Here is a 19,248-nt window from a genome sequence, read left to right on the forward strand (position 1 = left end):
CACGTCGGATCGCTTCGAGGAGGCTCCAAGGTGCTGTTCTCCAGCCTGCTCATCGGTCTTCGCGAGGGGCTCGAAGCGGCCCTCGTGGTCAGCATCCTCGTCGCCTTCCTCGTCAAGACCGACCGGCGCGAGGCGCTGCGCTGGGTGTGGCCGGGTATCGCGGCCGCCGTGCTGCTGTCGATCGCGTTCGGTGCCGTGCTGACCTACACGACGGCGCAGCTGTCCTTCGAGCAGCAGGAGCTGCTGGGCGGCAGCCTCTCGATCGTCGCCGTCGGCTTCGTCACCGCGATGATCTTCTGGATGCGCAAGGCGTCGCGGACGATCGCCGCCGAGCTGCGCGGGAAGATGGACGAGGCGCTCGCGGTCGGCCCGCTCGCCGTGCTGCTGCTGTCCTTCCTCGCCGTCGGCCGCGAAGGCCTGGAAACCGCCGTCTTCTTCTACGCAACCGTGCAGAGCGCGCAGGGCGGCACGGCGCAGCCACTGATCGGGTTCGCCATCGGCATCGCCGTCGCGGTCGCCATCGCGTACCTGCTCTACCGCGGCGCCGTGCGCTTCGACCTCGGCAAGTTCTTCAAGATCACCGGCGTGCTGCTGGTCTTCGTCGCCGCCGGCGTGCTCGGCTACGGCCTGCACGACCTGCAGGAGGCCGCGTTCCTGCCCGGGCTGCACACGCTCGCCTTCGACGCGTCGAACGCGATCCCCGAGACCTCGTGGTACGGCGCGCTGCTGAAGGGGATCTTCAACTACTCGCAGCAGACGACCGTGCTGCAGGCCGTCGCGTGGGTGGCCTACGTCGTCATCGTGCTGCCGCTGTTCCTGCGGCGCACGAGCCCGAAACCAGCCCTCGCGGGCGCGAAGGAGTGACCTTGCCGAAGAGACTGTTCGCGCTGGCCGGTTCGGCCGCGTTGCTGACACTGGCCGCGTGTGCCGGCGGGCAGGACTCCGGCGCCCCCGGCGCCGCGGGCCCGGTCACCGTCGCGGCTACGGACACCACCTGCGAGGTCTCCACCGCCACCGCGAACGCGGGCAACGTGACCTTCGAGGTGACCAACAAGGGCACCAAGGTCACCGAGTTCTACCTCTACGCCGAGGGCGACCGGATCATGGGCGAGGTCGAGAACATCGCACCGGGGCTGACCCGCAAGCTCACCGTCGAGGTCGCCGAGGCGGGCACCTACCAGACGGCGTGCAAGCCCGGCATGGCCGGCGACGGCATCCGGGGCGCGTTCACCGTCACCGGTGGCGCGACCAAGCAGGCCGACGCGAACACCGAACTGGCCGCCGCCACGAGCGGCTACGCGTCCTATGTCGCCACCCAGACCGCCGCGCTGCAGACCGAGACGCAGAAGTTCGCCGACGCGGTGAAGTCCGGCAACGTGGCGGACGCGAAGGCGCGTTACGCGACCACACGCGTCTACTACGAGCGGATCGAGCCGGTCGCGGAGAAGTTCGGCGACCTGGACCCGGCCATCGACGTGCGCGAGGCGGATCTCGAGGAGGGCCAGCAGTTCACCGGCTTCCACCGGCTGGAGAAGGACCTGTGGGCGAACGGGCTGCAGGCCGACAGCGCGCAGGTCGCGGACAAGCTCGTCGCGGACGTCAACGACCTGGTCGGCAAGACCAAGACGATCGAGCTGAGCCCGCTCGACCTGGCCAACGGTGCCAAGGAACTGCTCGACGAGGTCGCCACCGGCAAGATCACCGGCGAGGAGGAGACCTTCTCGCACACCGACCTGTGGGACTTCCAGGCCAATGTGGACGGTTCGAAGGGTGCGGTGCAGGCACTGCGGCCGGTGCTGCAGGCGCGGGACCCGCAGCTGGTGTCCACGATCGACGGCCAGTTCGCCAACGTGCAGAAGCTGCTCGACGCGACCCGCGCGGGCGACGGGTTCAAGTACTACACCGAGCTGAGCCAGGACCAGGTCAAGGAGTTCGCCTCGGCCGTCGACGCGCTGAGCGAGCCGCTGAGCAAGGTCGCGGAGGTCGTCGCGAAATGAGCGAGGTATCGCGGCGCCGGATGTTCGGCCTCGCGGGTGCCGGGGTCGCACTCGCCGGGGCGGGTGCCGCTGGTGCCGGGATCGACCGCGCGCTCGGCTCGCACCCCGCCGCCGCGACGACGGACATCGTGCCCTTCTCCGGCGAGCATCAGGCCGGGATCGTCACGCCCGCGCAGGAGCACCTGCACTTCGCGGCGCTGGACGTCACGACGAAGGACCGCGCGGAACTGGTGTCGCTGCTCAAGACCTGGACCGACGCCGCGCGGAAGATGACCAGGGGCCAGGACGTCGGGGCGACCGGGGCGATCGGCGGTTCGCCCGCGGCTCCCCCGGCCGACACCGGTGAGGCGCTCGAACTGCCGCCGTCCGCGCTGACCCTGACCATCGGCTTCGGCCCGTCGTTGTTCGACGACCGGTTCGGCCTCGCCGCCAGCCGCCCGGCGGCGCTGGCCGAGCTGCCCGCGTTCCCCAAGGACAAGCTCGAGCCGGCACGCAGCGGCGGCGACCTGTGCATCCAGGCGTGCGCGAACGACCCGCAGGTGGCGGTGCACGCGGTGCGCAACCTGGTGCGGCTCGGCTTCGGCACCACCGAGGTCCGCTGGTCGCAGCTGGGCTTCGGGCGCAGCTCGTCGACCTCGACGACGCAGAGCACGCCGCGGAACCTGTTCGGCTTCAAGGACGGCACCAACAACCTCAAGGCCGAGGACCCGGCCGCGCTGGACGAGCACGTGTGGGTCACCGAGGCCGACGGGCAGCCGTGGCTCGCGGGCGGGTCGTACCTGGTGGCGCGGCGGATCCGGATGCACATCGAGACCTGGGACCGGACCTCGCTCGACGAGCAGGAGAAGGTCGTCGGCCGGGCGAAGGGCACCGGGGCGGCGCTGGGGCAGACCGCCGAGTTCGACCCGGTCGACCTGCACATCGGCGGCGCGGGCGGCGAACCGCTCGTGCCGGTGGACGCCCACATCCGGCTGGCGTCCGCGGAGTCGATGGGCGGCGCGAAGATCCTGCGTCGCGGCTACAACTTCGTGGACGGGTCGGACGGGCTCGGGCACCTCGAAGCCGGGTTGTTCTTCATCTGCTTCAACCGGGACCCGCGCAAGCAGTTCATCCCGATGCAGAAAGCGCTTTCGGCGAAGGACTCGATGATGGAGTACATCCAGCACACCGGTTCGGCGTTGTTCGCCGTGCCGCCGGGGGTCTCCGAAACGGGCTACTGGGGCGACACGCTGTTCGAGGGCTGATTCCGGGCCAGTCCTTCACGGCCGCGACGAAGCGTTCGATCTCCGACACCACCAGCTCGCGCCCGAGCGGGCGCAGGTACCGCTCGGTGTACTGCGCCGCACCGACCTGCTCGCGCTCGGACCAGCCGTGCTCGCGCAGCAGTGGCTCCACTTCGGACGGATCGAGCGCGAAGTGCCAGACGCCGCCCGTCACGAACCTGCGGTGCAGCGGGCCGGCGCCGTAGAGGTTCGTGCCGTCGAAGAAGTCCTTGCGCACGTACGTGAAGACCAGTCTGCTGCCGGACGCGGCCGCCGACAGGAACCGCAACGTGCGGCGGATGTCGGCCTCGGCGAGGTACTGGGTGACCGCCTCCCACACGAACATCGTGGGCAGCTCGGGCCGGAACCCCGCTCCCGTCAGTGCTTCGCCGAGGTCGTCGGACTCGAACCGCACCGGGACGAGGTGCACGTCGCCGGGCAGGCCGGCCAGCCGATCCCGCTTGGCCGCCACGTTCTCCGGCATGTCCACCTCGAACGCGGGCACCCGGCCGAGCACGCGAGCGGGTCCAGGCCCGCTCCGAGCACCACGAGCTGCCCGATCCCGCCGGCGAGCGCTTCCCGCACCTGATCGCGCGTAGCGCTTGCGACACAACATCCCGCCCCACACTCCGCACGCGCTGCGGTCCGAGGCGCGCTCCATCCAGTGGCGCACACCGGCCCATCTCCCCGGAATCGCGGCGAGCCGCAAGGATCCCGCCAGCACGCGGCCGGCGAGCGGCTCGTCGACGATGCGCCGCGACGCGGGTTCGTATTGTTCGAGCGCGGTGACGTAGATCGGGCCGAACGCCGTCTGGGCGGCCGGTGGTCGCCGGGCTTGCACCGCCGCGGGTTCTGGGGGGGGCTTCCTCGCGAGGACAGCGCCGACGTGGTGACCGGGCGGTCATGAGGAGGCGATCCCACAGCGAGGGGCCGCCTCAGGTTCCGCTCCGCACCGGCCCGCAAGCCACTTCTGAAACAGTCCCTAGCCGCCCGAGGGCCAGAACCGCCGCCAGCCGTCGGCCTCCAGGGTCGAGGGATCGACACCGGCCGCGCGGGCGTTGGCCTCCGCCTGCCGGACCGAGGTGGCGAAGGCCTTCGCCACCGCACGCAGCTCGCCCTCCGGGTCCACGCCCGCACGCCGGGCCGTGGCGGCGAGCACGAACAGCCGGGTGGGCGCGTCCTGACCGGACGGGAACAGGTCCAGCGGGATGCCCGCACGGCCACTGCGCTGCCCGAGCTTCCCGGCGAGCGCGGTCGCGGGCTGGCCGAGCGCGACGCCGTCGACAAGAGACTCGCGCTGCTTCTCGGCCTGCTTGAGCTCCTCCCACTTCACTTCCTGGTGCTCGGGCGTCTGGATGCGGTCCGCGTCGGCGAACACATGGGGGTGCCTGCCGACCAGCTTCGCCACCAGCTCGCCGGCGACGGCGTCGATGTCGAACGGGTCCGCGGCGTCCTCCGCGGCCAGCCGGGCATGGAAGAGGACCTGCAGCAGCACGTCGCCGAGCTCCTCGCGCAGCGCCACGCGGTCGTTGTCCTCGATCGCCTCCAGCAGCTCGTAGGTCTCCTCCACGAGGTACTGGCGCAACGACTCGTGCGTCTGCGCCGCGTCCCACGGGCAGCCGCCCGGCGACCGGAGCCGGTCCATCACCTGCGCGGCCTCGACCAGGCCGGCGCCCGGCGGCTGCCTGATCACGGTGGCACCGGGTAACGCCAGCACCGCGGGGTCCTGCGCGGACACCGCGAACAACACCAGCGGGCCCTCCTCCGCCGCCAGCGCCGCCGCGTCGGGCGCCGGTTTCGCACCCAGCAGGTCGGTCAGCTCCGGGCCCAGTCCGCTCGCGTAGACGGCACGCGCGCTCCGCAGGTGCGGGAACGCGGCGGGCGGCACGCCCGCGTCGGGATGGGGCAGGAGGACGACCGCGGCGGTCAAGGCTGGACGGATCCCTTCACGGAGACGACGGCGCCGGTGGTCTCGGCGGCGCTGGCCGCGACGTCCATCGCGACCGGGTCCCACACACCGTAGCGCGGATTGACCTTCAGCCCCGCGTCGCCGACGTAGGGCTGCAGCAGCCGCTGCCCGACCGCGACCAGCTGGCTCGCGGTCGGCTCGGTCGCCTGGTCCACCGACTGCGGCGTGGTCAGGTCCCGCTGCCGGATCACCGCGACGATCCACGCCGCCTGCTCGGTGCTGGGCTGGAAGGCGATGACGGTGCCCGGCTGCACGCCGAACACCACGGTGGCGGCGAGGTCGGGCGCCTGCACGGCGGGCACCCGCTCGCCGACGCTGGTCTGCTGGCCCGCGGCGTTGTCGGCCTGGATGACCTGCGCGGCCGCCCCCGGGTTCGCGGCCATCTGCTCGGCCTTGGCGAAGGCCTTCTCGCGCATGCTCGCCGGCTGCGCGCCGCCGTCGTCGGACACCACGGAGGTGTAGTCGAAGGTGACCGACATCTTGTCGAAGTACTTCTGCGCCAGCGCCCGCATCAGGACCTGGTCGGTGATCGCCTCGCGGTGGTCACGCACGCGGTAGGCGATCTGGCCGGGCAGCTGCGAAGGGTCGACGCCGGTGGTCGAGACGGGCGTGGCGAGCGGATCCTGCGCCAGCGTCTGCGAGACCAGCGTGTCGTCCACGGTCAGTCCCTCGCGCTGCGCCGCGCGGGTGACCAGCTCGTGCACGACGAGCTGGGACACGATCGCCCGGCCGAGCTGGTCGAGCTTGTGCTGCTGCGCCAGCTGCTGGGCGGCGGGCTGTTCGCGCACCGCCTTGTCGATCAGCTGTTGCACCTGGTCCTGGGTGACCTCGCGGTCGCCCATCAGGAACGCGGCCCGCACCTGGCTCGGCCCGGACCCGCAGCCGGCGAGCAGCAGGCAGGCGGCGAGGACGGCGACCAGCACCCGAGGACGACCCATGATCCGCATCACACGCGTACCCTCTCACAGCCGCCCGGCTTTCGGGACCCCGACTGCGAAGTGGCGCACCGGGACCCGTCAGCCGACCGCCGCGGGTTCCTTCGTCAGGTTGGTCAGCAGTTTCGAGCACCACTCCAGCAACGCCTCGTCCCGCAGCGGCGGGGCGCCGATGCGGCCACCGGCCGGGCCCTCCGTCGGTTTCGGCACCGACACGGTGTTCGTCACGGCCTTGAACATCGCCTTCGGGTACAACCGCTTGAGCCGGACCAGTTTCGAGTCCGGCAGCGGCAGCGGCGAGAACCGGACGGTGTTGCCCTGCAACGTCACCTCGGTCACCCCCGCCGCGCGGCAGGCGTGCCGGAACCGCGCCACCGCGAGCAGCCGGTGCACCGGTGCGGGCGGCCGGCCGTAGCGGTCGACGAGCTCCTCCTCGACCGCCGCCAGCCCGGTCTCGTCGGGCGCCGCCGCGATCTTGCGGTACGCCTCCAGCCGCAGCCGCTCCCCCGGCACGTAGTCGTGCGGGATGTGCGCGTCGATGGGCAGGTCGACCCGGACCTCGCCGAGCTCCTCGTCCTCGGCGGGCTCGGCCCCGGCGCTGCGGCGGAACACGTCCACTGCCTCGCCGACCAACCGGACGTACAGGTCGAAGCCGACACCGGCGATGTGCCCGGACTGCTCGGCGCCGAGGATGTTGCCTGCGCCGCGGATCTCCAGGTCCTTCATCGCGACCGCCATGCCCGCGCCCAGTTCGGTGTTCTGCGCGATCGTCGCGAGCCGGTCGTGCGCGGTCTCGGTCAGCGGCGACTCACCGGGGTAGAGGAAGTACGCGTACCCGCGCTCGCGCCCACGCCCGACACGGCCGCGCAGCTGGTGCAGCTGTGCCAGGCCGAGCAGGTCACCGCGCTCGACGATGAGCGTGTTGGCGTTGGAGATGTCCAGCCCGGTCTCCACGATCGTCGTCGAGACGAGCACGTCGTACTCGCGCTCCCAGAAGCCCTGGATGACCTTCTCGAGCTTCTCCTCGTTCATCTGGCCGTGTGCGGTCACGATCCGTGCCTCCGGGACCAGCTCGCGCAACCGCCGCGCGGACTTCTCGATCGAGGAAACCCTGTTGTGCACGTAGAAGACCTGGCCGTCGCGCAGCAGCTCGCGGCGGATCGCGGCGCTCACCTGCTTGTCGTCGTAGGCGCCGACGTAGGTCAGGATGGGGTGCCGGTCCTCGGGCGGGGTCAGGATCGTCGACATCTCGCGGATGCCCGCGAGCGACATCTCCAGCGTCCGGGGAATCGGGGTCGCCGACATCGTCAGCACGTCGACGTGCGTGCGCAGCGCCTTGATGTGCTCCTTGTGCTCGACGCCGAACCGCTGCTCCTCGTCCACGATCACCAGCCCGAGATCCTTGTAGCGGACCCCGGTCTGCAGCAGGCGGTGGGTGCCGATGACGATGTCCACGTCGCCGTCGGCGAGCCCGGACAGCACACCGTCCACTTCGGACTTGTCGGTGAACCGGGACAGGCCCTTGATGGTCACCGGGAACGCCTGCATGCGCTCGGTGAACGTGTTGAGGTGCTGCTGGGCCAGCAGGGTCGTGGGCACCAGCACCGCGACCTGCTTGCCGTCCTGCACCGCCTTGAACGCCGCCCGCACCGCGATCTCGGTCTTGCCGTAGCCGACGTCGCCGCAGATCACGCGGTCCATCGGCACCCCGCGCTCCATGTCCGACTTGACCTCGTCGATGGCGGCGAGCTGGTCGTTGGTCTCGGTGAACGGGAAGGCGTCCTCCAGCTCGCGCTGCCACGGCGTGTCCTGGCCGAACGGGTGGCCGGGCGCGGCCTGGCGGGCGGCGTAGAGCTGCACCAGCTCCGCGGCGATCTCCTTGACCGCCTTGCGTGCCTTCGCCTTGGTGTTCTTCCAGTCCGAGCCGCCGAGCTTGTTCAGCGTGGGCAGCTCGCCGCCGACGTAGCGGGAGACCTCGTCGAGCTGGTCGGTCGGCACGTACAGCCGGTCGCCCGGGTGGCCGCGCTTGGACGACGCGTACTCGAGCACGAGGTACTCGCGGGTGGCGCCGGAGATCGTGCGCTGCACCATCTCGACGAACCGCCCGATGCCGTGCTGGTCGTGCACGACGTAGTCGCCCTTCTTGAGCGCGAGCGGGTCGACCGCGTTGCGCCGCCGGGACGGCATCTTCGTGTCGAGGTCCCTTGTGGACGATCCAGCCGTCGCGCCGCGGCCGGTGAGGTCGGACTCGGTGAGCACGACCAGCCGCAGCTCCGGCGCGATGAACCCGTCGGTCAGCCCGCCGCAGACGACGGTCACGACGCCGGGCGTGGGCTCCTTGACGAGCCCGTCCTCGGCCAGGGTCGTGGCCACCTCGGCGCTCGAGAGCTGCTCGACGGCGCGGGTGGCGGTGCCGTGCCCGGCCACGACCAGCACGCCGGTGCCGCTCGCCGCGAGGTGGGCGCGCAGGTCGGCGATGGCGCGCTCCAGGTCACCGCGGTACGCGGGCGCCGGCTCGATCGCGACCTGGTGCACGTCCTCGCTGGTCAGCTGGGACAACGTCCACCACGCCCGGTTGGTCTCGCCCGCGTGCTTCGCGACCTCCGCGAGGTCGCGGTACGCGGACGCGCCGAGGTCGATGGGCGCCTGGCCGCCACCGGCCGCGGCCATCCACGACGCCTCCAGGAACTCCTGCCCGGTGCGCACCAGGTCGTGCGCCCGCGCACGGATCTTCTCCGGGTCGGCGAGCACGACGTGGGTGCCCTCGGGCATCGCGTCGCTCAGCAGCTCCAGCTCGCCCTCGCAGAGCACCGGGATGAGCGCTTCCATGCCCTCCGACGGGATGCCGCCGGCGAGCTTGGTGAGCATCTCGGCGAGTTGCGCGTCGGCCGCGTACTGCTCGGCCAGCTCACCGGCACGCGCCTTGACCTCGGGGGTGAGCAGCAGCTCGCGGCACGGCGGCGCGTGCACGGCCTGGATCTCCCCGGGCAGCGACCGCTGGTCCGACACCGCGAACGCGCGGATCTCGCTGACCTCGTCGCCCCAGAACTCGACGCGGTACGGGTGGTCCGCGGTCGGCGGGAACACGTCGAGGATGCCGCCGCGCACGGCGAACTCGCCGCGCTTCTCGACCATGTCCACCCGCGTGTACGCGAGTACGACGAGCCTCTCCAGCACGCCTTCGAAGTCGTTCTCCTCGCCGACGACCAGGTCGATCGGCGCCAGCGCGCCGAGGCCGGGTGCCATCGGCTGGATCAGGCTGCGCACGGTCGAGACCACCACCCGCGGCGCGTCGGCGCCGCGCAGCCGGTGCAGCACGTCGAGCCGTCGGCCGACGGTGTCCGCGCGCGGGGACAGCCGCTCGTGCGGCAGCGTCTCCCACGACGGGAAATCGGCGACCGCGCCCGGGCCGAGCAGGCCGGCCAGCGCGGCGGTCAGCTCCTCGGACTCGCGGCCGGTCGCGGTGACGGCCAACACCGGACGGCCGGCGCCCTCGTCGGCCGCGAGCGCGGCGACGACGAGCTGGCGCACGGCCGTCGGGCCCTGCAGGTCGAGCAGCGGTGAACCGGCCCGCTCGATGACGCCACGCAGCGCGGGATCGGCGAGAACGGACGACAGCAGACCGGACAACACCCCGTCTGTCACGAAAAACTCCCCTGTGCAGACATGCGGACATACCGCTGCCCTGGACGAGAGGGATCAGCGGCTCTCACCATCCAGCGTACGGCAGCAGTTCCGCGAGCTTCGCCAGTTGCCCGCGAAGGTGTCAGGTTCGATCGCGGCGATCCGGACGAGGACATGCCCCGCACCCGCTCCGGCGAAACGACCCAACTGGGCGAGGACGCCGGGGCCGGTGAGCATGACCTGGATCTTGCCGATCACGTCGAGCGGGTGCCGGTAGGTGGCCCGGCAGTACGCGTCGAGCGCCTGCGTGCCGCGCTCCACGTCGTCGTCGAGGTAGACGGTCGCGAACAGGGCGGGCGTGACCGGTCGGCCGATCGTCGCCAGGGCGCTCGCGTATTCGGCCGGGTCCGGCGGGTACGGCAACCAGCCGTCGTAGAGCTCCGCGGTGCGCCGCAGCGCGGACGGGGTGATGCCGCCGAGCCAGATCGGCGGGCCGCCGGGCTGCGCGGGCCGGGGCACCTCGGGCAGCCAGCCGTAGTGCAGGACCTTGCCGTCGAACCGGTCCGGGCTCCCCGTCCACAGCTGCCGCCACAACTCGACCGTGTCGTCGAGCTGCGAGAACCGGGTCTTGAACCGCACCCCGGCCAGGTCGAACTCCTGCTCGCTGAAGCCGGGGAACCCGACGCCGACGCCGAGCACGAGCCGCCCGCCGGACAGCAGATCGAGCGAGGTGATGGTGAGGGCGGCGTGGACGGGATGGCGGTAGGCCGGGATCAGGACCGCGGTGCCGAGCGTGATCCGCTCGGTCGCCTGCGCGATGGTGGCCAGCAAGGTCAACGGTTCGAGGCGGGCGCGCACCATCGAGTCGCCGGCCCACACCGAGTCGAAGCCGAGTGCTTCCGCTTGCACGGCCGTCTCCACGACGCCGCGCGCGGAGCCGCCTGCCTGCAGCTGAGCCTGCCCCGAGGGCAGGAGCAATCCGAATTTCATGCCATCACCGTCGTGCCGGGGCGCGGTATGCGCTCAATTCCCTGGCGGGAATCGCCCGCGGTGCCACGATGAGCTGGTGAACGACTTCGGGGGCGCGCTGCGCGAGTGGCGTGGCAGACGGCGGTTGTCCCAGCTCGAACTGGCCCTGCGCGCCGGGACGACGCAGCGGCACGTCAGCTTCATGGAGAGCGGGCGCTCGACGCCGGGGCGCGGCATGGTCGTGCGGGTGGCCGAGTCGCTGCAGCTGCCGTTGCGCGAGCGGAACACGCTGCTGCTCACGGCCGGGTACGCGCCGAGCTATCCGGAGACGAGGCTGGACGACCCCGCTCCGGCCGGTGCTGGACAGCCTGCGCGCCCTGCTCGACGGCCACCGGCCGTATCCGGCGATCGTCATGGACCGCTTCGGCGATCTGGTGGCGGCGAACGACGGGCTGGAGCTGCTCTCCGAAGGCGTCGCGCCCGAACTGCTCGAACCGCCGGTGAACGTGCTGCGGATGGCGCTGCACCCGCGTGGGATGGCGCCGCGGATCGTGAACTTCGACGACTGGGCGCAGCACGTGCTGGAGCGGCCCCGCCAGGAGCAGGCCCGGGCGCCACACCAGCGTCACGCGTCGCTGCTCGCCGAGCTGGAGGGGTATCTTTCGCGGCCACCCGTGCCGGCGTCGGACCACCTCGGGTTCGCCGTGCCGCTGCGGCTGCGCTCACGGCTCGGGGAGTTGCGGTTGATCACCGCGATCACCACTTTCGCGACAGCCGTCGACGTCACGGTGTCCGAACTGCGGCTGGAAACCTTCCTGCCCGCCGATCAAGCCACCGCGGAGGCGCTCTCCCGGCCACAATGACGACATGCGCCGGATCGGAATCATCCTGTTCGCCCTGCTTCTCGCCGCTTGCACGAGTTCGCCCGCGGCGGTGCAGGAGCCGCCGCGGCAGACGAACCTGCACGTCGACGTGGTCGCGCGGGGTCTCGAGCACGGCTGGGACATCGGTTTCCTGCCGGACGGCAAGCTGCGGGTGACGCAGCGCCCGGGGCGGTTGTCGCTGGTGGACTCCACCGGCGCGCACGACGTCAGCGCGGACCTGTCCGACGTGTACGCGCGCGGCGAGGGCGGCCTGATGGGGCTGGTGGTGCATCCGGACTTCGCCCGGTCGCGGCGGTTCACGATGTGTCAGACGCATCAGGAGGGCGGCCAGGCGGTCGACATCCGGCTGACCACGTGGGCGCTGTCGCCGGACGAGCGGAGCGCAGCGAAGGTGCGCGACCTGCTGACGGGGTTGCCGGTGAACCCGAGCGGGCGGCATTCGGGCTGCCGCCCGGCGCTCGCCGCCGACGGGGCGTTGCTGGTGGGGACAGGTGACACCGCGCAGCCGTCGATCGCGCAGGACCGGCACAGCCTGGGCGGGAAGGTGCTGCGGATCGACCTGCAGACGGGTGGGCCGCTGCCGGACAACCCGTTCATCTCCTCGGCGGATGCCAACGAGCAGCGGATTTACTCCTACGGGCACCGGAACGTGCAGGGCGTGACCGTGCGGCCGGGGACGGGGCAGGTGTTCACGGCCGAGCACGGGCCGACGTTCGACGACGAGATCAACCTGAACCGCGCGGGCGGCAACTACGGCTGGGACCCGTCGAAGGGCGGCACGGACACGTCGTACGACGAGAGCGTCCCGATGACCGACACCGACCGCTTCCCGGACGCTGTTCGTCCACTGTGGACGTCAGGGAAGATCACGGAAGCCATTTGCGGCGCGGCATTCCTGACGGGCGCGCAGTGGGGCCCGCTGGAGGGCCGGCTCGCGGTGGTGGCGCTGAAGGGGCAGAAGTTGCTGCTGTTCAGCGTGGACGCGCAGGGGAGCATCACGGACGTCACCCTGCCCGCCGAGTTCGACGACAAGTACGGCCGCCTGCGGGCGGCGAGGACGGCCCCGGATGGGGCGTTGTACGTGACGACGTCGGATGGAAGCGACGACAAGGTTTTGCGGGTTACGCCTGGGGTGTAGGGGGGCGCGCGGGGCGCGGGTGGCTGGGGAACGCCCGTCCCACCCCGCTCGCGGAGTGTTCAGCCGTCGGCCCACCGCGTCAAGGCGGGAAAGATGCCTTGACCCGGCGTGCCGACCGCTGAGGGGCGCGGGGATCGGGGTTAGGGAGCGGGCTGGGCGCGGGCATTCTTGGCTGCCGTTGCCGGGTCGCCGTGGGTGGGTGGTTGGGCGGTGTCGGGTCCGGCTTGGGCGGGGGCGGGGGGGCGGGTTCGGCGTTGGCGAGTGGCTGGGCGACGCCGGGTTCGGCTTCAGTGCTCCTCACCACCCACCCTCAACGGCCCAGGTGGGCGCCCCCGTTGAGGTGGATCGCTTGGCCTGTCAGGTGGCCCGTGCCGGGGCCGGCCAGGAAGCCCACCAAGTCCGCCGCATCGTCCACCGTGCCGGCGCGCTTCGTCCTCGTGTTCGCCACCAGCATGTCGCGCCGCCGCTCGGTCAACGTGCCGCGGAAGAACTCCGTGCTCTCGATCAACCCTGGCGCGACGACGTTCGCCGTGATGCCGCGCGGGCCCAAGTCGCGGGAAATGCCCGCGGTCCAGGGGTCCAGGACTCGACCGCCGCTTTCGCCGCGCCGTAGGAGCCCGCGCCCCCAGCAGCGCGGCCGCCTCGGTCAGCACTTTCTCGCGCCGCCCGGTGATCGTCACCCGCTCGCCCGCCTTCGCGAACCAGGCCGCGACCGCATAACCGATTCCGGTCCCGCCACCGGTTACCACGACATTTCTGGTCTGCGCAACGGAACATGTCCTTTATTGCTAAAGTACTAATATGGACGATCGTACCGGCGGCCCGGAAGAACCGCCGAGCGACATTGCCGAGGCCATTCAACAGGCCTGGGCGCGGGAACGGCCGCACACGCCGGTGGCCTCGATCGGGGTGATCACGCGCATCTGGCGGATCGGCAAGCTGCTCGACGAGGACAGGCGCGAGACGATGCTGCGGCTCGGCATGGACTCGGCCACGCTCGACCTGCTCTCGACGCTGCGGCGGGCGGGCCCGCCGTACCGGCTGCCGCCCGGCGAGCTCGCCCGTCGCTCGCTGGTGAGCGCCGGCGCGATCTCGCAACGCGTCGCCCGCTCCGAACGGGAGGGGCTGGTGCGCAGGCTGCGCTCGCCGGATGACGGCCGCGGCGTGCTCGTGGAACTCACCGAAGCCGGGCACGCCGAGATCGAGCGCACGGTCGACGACCTGCTGCGCCACGAGGAAGACCTGATTTCCGCGCTCAGCCAGGAGCAGCGCGACCAGCTCTCCGGGCTGCTCCGCATCCTGCTCGGGAGCCTTGCCGGTGACAGGGAGAGCCGCGCGAAGCCGGCCTAGTACTCCAGCCGGACTTCGTGATCGGTGCTGGTGAGGGGGTGTCGGAGATGGGTGCGGCCGCCAGTTGACCATGGTCGGTTGTGTGGACTTCCCAAGATCGGCTGGCGGCCGCGGGCCCCAGCATAAACCCTGCTCGCTGGCAGGCGATGTTCGATGAGCTGACCGCGCGGATCGCGGGCCGTTTCAGCCGGGTCGAGCCCCGTCGTCGGGCGGAGAAACTGTTGCTGGGTCTGGTGTCTGAGCTGCCGCGGAAGAACTGTTGGACCATCGCCGAGCATGTCGGAGACGCGACACCAGACGGCCTGCAGCACCTGCTCGCGCGGGCGGTGTGGGATGCCGACGCGGTGCGTGACGACCTGCGCGACTACGTCTGCGACCACCTCGGCAGCCAGAACGCAGTCCTGATCGTCGATGAGACCGGAGACTTGAAGAAGGGCACGCGCACCGTTGGGGTGCAACGTCAATACACCGGAACCGCCGGTCGGATCGAGAACTCGCAGGTCGCGGTGTATCTGACGTATGCCACGACGGCCGGGCACGCGTTTATCGACCGGGCCTTGTATCTGCCGAAGTCCTGGACGAGCGACCGCGAACGCTGCGCCGCGGCTGGGATCAGCGAGAACATGCAGTTCGCGACCAAACCCGCCCTGGCCACCACCATGATCACCCGAGCCCTCGATGCCGGAGTTGATGCGCCGTGGGTGACCGGCGACGAGGTCTACGGCGCCGACCCCACGCTGCGCGCGGAACTGGAGCGCCGTGGCATCGGCTATGTGCTGGCCATCGGATGCGACCGCCGCGTCACTACCGGAGCGGGGACGTTCCGCCCGGACGAGTTGGCCACCCGACTACCGAAACATGTGTGGCAACGCCTGTCGGCCGGTACCGGGGCGAAGGGACACCGCTTCTACGACTGGGCTTTGGTCGACATTGATCAGGATGCCGAGGTGGGCGGGCATCGATGGCTGCTGATCCGACGCAACCACCGCACCAGAGAGTTGGCGTTCTACCGCTGCTACGCGCCCACCCCCGTCGCGTTGCCCGTTCTGGTTCGCGTGACTGGAACCCGCTGGCGTGTCGAAGAATCCTTTCAAACCGGCAAAGGTCTGGCAGGCCTGGACCAGCACCAGGTCCGCCGCTGGCTCTCATGGCATCGCTGGACCGTTCTGGCGATGCTCGCGCACGCGTTCCTCACCGTCCTCGCCGCGACCGAACCCACCCAAACACCAACATCCACCCGCTGGATTTCCTTGACCTGCAACGAAGTCCAACACCTGTTCGCCACGATCACCACCACGCTGATCACAGGCACCACGCACCACCTACGCTTCTCAGCCTGGCGCCGACAGCATCAACACCGAGCCCGACAGGCCCACTACCAGCGGCAATCCACCCGAGAACCATGAACATCACGATCTACGGCTGGAGTACTAGTACAACCGCAGCTTCGGCTTGTGCTCCAGATGCGACAAGCCGTTCCACGCCAGGTTGACCAGGTGCGCCGCGACCTCGTCGCGCTTGGGCTTGCGCGCGTCGAGCCACCACTGGCCCGTCAGCGCGACCATCCCGACCAGCGCCTGCGCGTACAGCGCGGAGAGCTTCTCGTCGTAGCCGCGCGCGGCGAACTGCCTGCCGAGGATGTGCTCGACCTGGCTCGCGATGTCGTTCAACAACGTGGAGAACGTGCCGGTGGAGCTGGCGACGGGCGAGTCCCGCACGAGGATGCGGAACCCGTCGTGCGACTCCTCGACGTACCCGAGCAACGCGCTCGCCGCCTGCTCCAGCATCGCCCTCGGATGACCACCGTGCAAAGTGGACACCATCCGGTCCAGCAACAGCTGGGTCTCCCGATCCACGACGACGGCGTAGATGCCTTCCTTACCGCCGAAATGCTCGTACACGACGGGCTTGGAGACGTTCGCCCGATGAGCGATCTCCTCGATCGACGTGCCGTCGAAGCCCTTCTCCGCGAACAGCGCGCGAGCCACCTTCAGCAGCTGCTGCCGGCGTTCGGCGCCCGTCATGCGGACGCGTGCCACCGGAGCCGGGGGACGCGCCCCGGTGGCCACCTCTCGTTTCGCCCTGCGTCGCGCTGCCACCGTTGAGACAGTACTGCGACGCGCAGCGTCCCGGTTGGGGGTGGCGGTGGGCCGGCCTACTTGGCCTCCGCCGCGAGGCGGGCCAACCGGGTCGGCGTCGGCCAGCGGACGTTGTCCACCCAGCCGAACTTCTCGAACGCCCAGATCATCCTGGCCGAGATGTCGATCTGTCCCCGCTTGACGCCGTGCCGCGCCGAGGTCGGGTCCGCGTGGTGCAGGTTGTGCCACGACTCGCCGAAGGACAGGATCGCCAGCGGCCAGAAGTTCGCCGACTTGTCCCGCGCGGCGAACGGCCGCTCGCCGATCATGTGGCAGATCGAGTTCACCGACCAGGTCACGTGGTGCAGCACGCACACGCGCACCAGCCCGGCCCAGAAGAACGCGGTCACGCCGCCCCACAGCGACCAGGTGACGAGCCCGCCGATGATCCCGGGCACGACCAGCGTCAGCAGCGTCCACAGCCAGAAGTACTCGTCGACCTTCTTGATCGCCGGGTCCTTGAGCAGGTCCGGCGCGAACCGCTCGGCGTTGCTCTGGTCGCGCTCGAACAGCCAGCCCATGTGCGCGTGCCAGAAGCCCTTCGCGATGGCCAGCGGCGAGGTCCCGAACGCCCACGGCGAATGCGGGTCGCCGTCACGGTCGGAGAACGCGTGGTGCCTGCGGTGATCGGCCACCCAGGTGATCACCGGTCCTTGGACGGCAAGGCTGCCGGCGATCGCGAGCACGATCCGCAGCCAGCGCTTGGCCTTGAACGAGCCGTGGGTGAAGTACCGGTGGTACGAAACGGTGATACCGAGGCCGCTGATGCAGTAGAAGACCGCGAAAAGCGCGACGTCCACCCAGCTCAGCCCCCACCCCCAGGCGAAGGGCACCGCGACCGCGAGCGCCAGCAACGGCATGATCACGCCGAGGTAGACCGCGAACTGTATGCCGAACGGACGCTGTCCGTTGATGACCGGTTTCGGACCTTTGGTGGGAGTTGGCTCCAGGGTAGCCGTCATGCGCAACCACTTCTTCCTGCGGAAACGACCCTGCAAAGGGTCACCTAACCTACGTCTGCGTAAGTTACGGTACAGGAGGTTTACCCCCGTGGGGAGAGCCGAAAACCGGGCAGAACCCCAGGACCGCGACCTGTTTCCGACATCGCTATTCTGACCAGGCACGATCCGCCGTAGTGTAATTGGCAGCACTTCAGATTTTGGTTCTGACAGTTCAGGTTCGAATCCTGGCGGCGGAGCTGCCGTGCTCGACCCCGACGAGCGAGGGGGTGCCCGCTGCAAGGCGAAAGCGAGACCAGCAAGAGGCCGGCGCTGGCGGAGTTGTCCGACGCCTGGCTGGTGGGGCGCGCCCGGGAACTGATCGCCGCCGTGCAGCACAGCGATCGCGTCGAGCAGCTGGAGATTGTGCACACGGTCGACGAGCTGCTCGACGAGACCCAGCGCCGCGGCGAACCCGTGCTGATCGCGCAGTTGCTGCGCGCGGCCGCACTCGCCCGGCTCGTGACGCGCGGCCTGGCCGCCGAGTCCGAACCGCTTCTCGACGAGATGCTCGCGCACACCCGCCGGCACGGCCTGTCGCTCTACCGCGCCGACGCGCACGCGCTGCGCGGCCGGCGGCTGGTGCTGGCCGCGCAGGAGGACGCGGCGCTCACCGAGATCGCCCGCGCGCTGGCGATCCTCGACGACTCCGACCGCCCCGACATGCAGATGCCGCGCCGGGAGTGGGCGAAGATGCAGTCGAGCGCCTTCATCGACTGCTGGCTCGTGCTCAACCAGCTCGGCGTGTACGAGGCCGCCGAGGAGGTCATCGCCAGGGCGCACCAGGCGGTCCGCGAGACGGCGGGACCGCACGAGATCACCCTGCAGCTGATCAACCGGGTCAAGATGCTGCTCGGCTGGGCGCTGCGGCTGGAGCGGGTCAACAGGCACCGCGACGCGGCGGCGAAGTTCGAGACGGCCGCGTCGATGGCGGTCGCGGTCGAGGCGCCGTTCGCGGAGTCGCTCTTCCCGCGCCGGACCGGGATGCCCGCCGTCGATCAGGTCGGCGTGCTCGCCGCGGCGCTCGCGCTCGCCGGCCCCGACGTCTCGCACGTGGACCGGTTGCAGCGGCTGCTCGTCGAGCCCGGCTACCCGCACGAGCAGGTCATCGTGACCATCGCGCTGTCGCGTTGCCTGGACATCGCCGGCAGGCGGGACGAGGCGCTCAAGGCCCTGCACGCCACCAGGCTCACCCTCGAAGAGGACAACTCGCAGCCGTCCATGCGGCTCAACCTGGTCCGCGAGCTGGCCCGGCTCGACTTCGAGGAGAACCCGGAGAGCGAGCGGCTCCGCTCGTTCGTCGAGTACGCGACGGCGCTGGAGCTGGAGTTGTGGTCGCTGCGCGAGTCGCAGATCGCCACGCTGAACACCCGCCGCGAGCACGAGCGGCTGTCCGCGCAGCACGGCGCGATCAGCCAGCAGGCGCTGCAGGACCCGCTCACCGGCCTGCCGAACCGGCGTGCGCTCGACGAGCACCTGCGCACGCTGTCGCAGTCGACCACCGCGCAACCGCTTGCGGTCGCGCTGATCGACCTCGACGGGTTCAAGGGGGTCAACGACGAGCACTCGCACGCCGAGGGCGACGACGTGCTCCGCGTCGTGGCGAGCACGCTGCGCGACGCCCTGCGCGGGGACGACATCGTGGCCCGCTACGGCGGTGACGAGTTCGTGGCGCTGCTGCCGGGCGCACCGGTGTCCGCCGCGAAGCAGGCGCTGGGCCGCGCGGTGAACGCGGTGTCATCCCTGCCACACCACCTCTCGCACGGGGTGACGCTGTCCGTCGGGCTCGTTTCGCTGCGTCCGCAGGAGCGGGCGGACCAGGTCCTCTCGCGTGCCGACGCCGCCATGTACCAGGCAAAACGCGGCGGCGGCGACCAGGTCGCGACGGCGAACGCGATCCCGGGTGAGACGGTGGCGGGATGGGCGGAAGCCGACCCGGCACCGAGCCTCGAATAGCTTCCGTAGGATCGTTGCCCGGTAACTA

Annotated in this window: 14 protein-coding genes, 1 tRNA gene and 3 pseudogenes; 9 read left to right on the forward strand and 9 right to left on the reverse strand. The window is 70.6% G+C overall.

What is annotated here, in order from left to right:
• Window positions 1-30: 30 nt before the first annotated feature.
• The 3 genes from efeU to efeB are packed head-to-tail and all read left to right on the forward strand — an operon-like array spanning window position 31 to window position 3,241.
• Window positions 31-864, forward strand: coding sequence for an iron uptake transporter permease EfeU (gene efeU, locus LWP59_RS34040; RefSeq protein ID WP_144640834.1), 834 nt, complete (start codon window positions 31-33; stop codon window positions 862-864).
• The gene (gene efeO, locus LWP59_RS34045; RefSeq protein WP_144640837.1) at window positions 861-1,997 is read left to right on the forward strand and encodes an iron uptake system protein EfeO; all 1,137 of its coding nucleotides are present in this window, start codon (window positions 861-863) and stop codon (window positions 1,995-1,997) included. Before efeU ends, efeO begins: the two co-directional genes overlap by 4 nt.
• Window positions 1,994-3,241: an iron uptake transporter deferrochelatase/peroxidase subunit gene (efeB, locus tag LWP59_RS34050; protein ID WP_144640841.1), complete on the forward strand. Its 1,248-nt coding sequence runs from the start codon at window positions 1,994-1,996 to the stop codon at window positions 3,239-3,241. The genes efeO and efeB overlap by 4 nt, the downstream gene beginning before the upstream one ends.
• Before the next feature lie 79 nt (window positions 3,242-3,320).
• On the opposite strand, the pseudogene LWP59_RS34055 reads toward efeB, so the two are convergent.
• The 5 genes and pseudogenes from LWP59_RS34055 to LWP59_RS34075 form a co-directional block, all read right to left on the reverse strand.
• Window positions 3,321-3,920, reverse strand: a pseudogene (locus LWP59_RS34055) (class I SAM-dependent methyltransferase); the annotation flags it as partial.
• 321 nt (window positions 3,921-4,241) lie between these two features.
• Entirely contained in the window at window positions 4,242-5,189 is a 948-nt protein-coding gene (locus tag LWP59_RS34060; protein ID WP_144640844.1) for a MazG family protein, read from the reverse strand.
• Window positions 5,186-6,166 carry a SurA N-terminal domain-containing protein gene (locus tag LWP59_RS34065; protein ID WP_308431732.1) on the reverse strand — a complete coding sequence of 327 codons (981 nt, stop codon included), beginning with the start codon at window positions 6,164-6,166 and terminating at the stop codon, window positions 5,186-5,188. Before LWP59_RS34065 ends, LWP59_RS34060 begins: the two co-directional genes overlap by 4 nt.
• A 78-nt stretch (window positions 6,167-6,244) precedes the next feature.
• The gene (mfd, locus tag LWP59_RS34070) at window positions 6,245-9,793 is read right to left on the reverse strand and encodes a transcription-repair coupling factor (RefSeq protein ID WP_144640877.1); all 3,549 of its coding nucleotides are present in this window, start codon (window positions 9,791-9,793) and stop codon (window positions 6,245-6,247) included.
• Between the two features lie 69 nt (window positions 9,794-9,862).
• The gene (locus LWP59_RS34075; RefSeq protein ID WP_144640850.1) at window positions 9,863-10,777 is read right to left on the reverse strand and encodes an LLM class flavin-dependent oxidoreductase; all 915 of its coding nucleotides are present in this window, start codon (window positions 10,775-10,777) and stop codon (window positions 9,863-9,865) included.
• A gap of 73 nt (window positions 10,778-10,850) precedes the next feature.
• Between LWP59_RS34075 and LWP59_RS34080 the strand changes: the two are divergent.
• A pseudogene (locus LWP59_RS34080) lies at window positions 10,851-11,619 on the forward strand (MmyB family transcriptional regulator).
• A gap of 4 nt (window positions 11,620-11,623) precedes the next feature.
• On the forward strand, window positions 11,624-12,778 hold the full coding sequence (locus LWP59_RS34085) for a PQQ-dependent sugar dehydrogenase (protein ID WP_144640853.1): 1,155 nt from the start codon (window positions 11,624-11,626) through the stop codon (window positions 12,776-12,778).
• 310 nt (window positions 12,779-13,088) lie between these two features.
• On the opposite strand, the gene LWP59_RS41385 is transcribed toward LWP59_RS34085, so the two are convergent.
• The gene (locus LWP59_RS41385) at window positions 13,089-13,286 is read right to left on the reverse strand and encodes a hypothetical protein (protein WP_444541908.1); all 198 of its coding nucleotides are present in this window, start codon (window positions 13,284-13,286) and stop codon (window positions 13,089-13,091) included.
• Between the two features lie 169 nt (window positions 13,287-13,455).
• Window positions 13,456-13,527 (reverse strand): annotated as a pseudogene (locus LWP59_RS41390) (3-oxoacyl-ACP reductase); the annotation flags it as partial.
• A gap of 52 nt (window positions 13,528-13,579) precedes the next feature.
• Here LWP59_RS41390 and LWP59_RS34095 point away from each other — a divergent pair.
• Together LWP59_RS34095 and LWP59_RS34100 are read left to right on the forward strand one after the other, a co-directional pair.
• Window positions 13,580-14,128, forward strand: coding sequence for a MarR family winged helix-turn-helix transcriptional regulator (locus LWP59_RS34095; protein WP_144646402.1), 549 nt, complete (start codon window positions 13,580-13,582; stop codon window positions 14,126-14,128).
• 146 nt (window positions 14,129-14,274) lie between these two features.
• The gene (locus tag LWP59_RS34100; RefSeq protein WP_233921949.1) at window positions 14,275-15,534 is read left to right on the forward strand and encodes an IS701 family transposase; all 1,260 of its coding nucleotides are present in this window, start codon (window positions 14,275-14,277) and stop codon (window positions 15,532-15,534) included.
• A 24-nt stretch (window positions 15,535-15,558) separates the two neighbouring features.
• On the opposite strand, the gene LWP59_RS34105 is transcribed toward LWP59_RS34100, so the two are convergent.
• Both LWP59_RS34105 and LWP59_RS34110 read right to left on the reverse strand, forming a co-directional pair.
• On the reverse strand, window positions 15,559-16,152 hold the full coding sequence (locus LWP59_RS34105; protein WP_144643405.1) for a TetR/AcrR family transcriptional regulator: 594 nt from the start codon (window positions 16,150-16,152) through the stop codon (window positions 15,559-15,561).
• Between the two features lie 131 nt (window positions 16,153-16,283).
• Window positions 16,284-17,228, reverse strand: a complete 945-nt coding sequence (locus tag LWP59_RS34110) for an acyl-CoA desaturase (protein ID WP_144643380.1) — start codon at window positions 17,226-17,228, stop codon at window positions 16,284-16,286.
• A 164-nt stretch (window positions 17,229-17,392) separates the two neighbouring features.
• Here LWP59_RS34110 and LWP59_RS34115 point away from each other — a divergent pair.
• Window positions 17,393-17,464: transfer RNA gene (locus LWP59_RS34115), tRNA-Gln, on the forward strand.
• An 82-nt stretch (window positions 17,465-17,546) separates the two neighbouring features.
• Window positions 17,547-19,220, forward strand: coding sequence for a GGDEF domain-containing protein (locus LWP59_RS34120; protein WP_186383485.1), 1,674 nt, complete (start codon window positions 17,547-17,549; stop codon window positions 19,218-19,220).
• Window positions 19,221-19,248: the final 28 nt, after the last annotated feature.

The sequence above is a fragment of the Amycolatopsis acidiphila genome (genome assembly GCF_021391495.1).
Classification (GTDB): Bacteria; Actinomycetota; Actinomycetes; order Mycobacteriales; family Pseudonocardiaceae; genus Amycolatopsis_E; species Amycolatopsis_E acidiphila.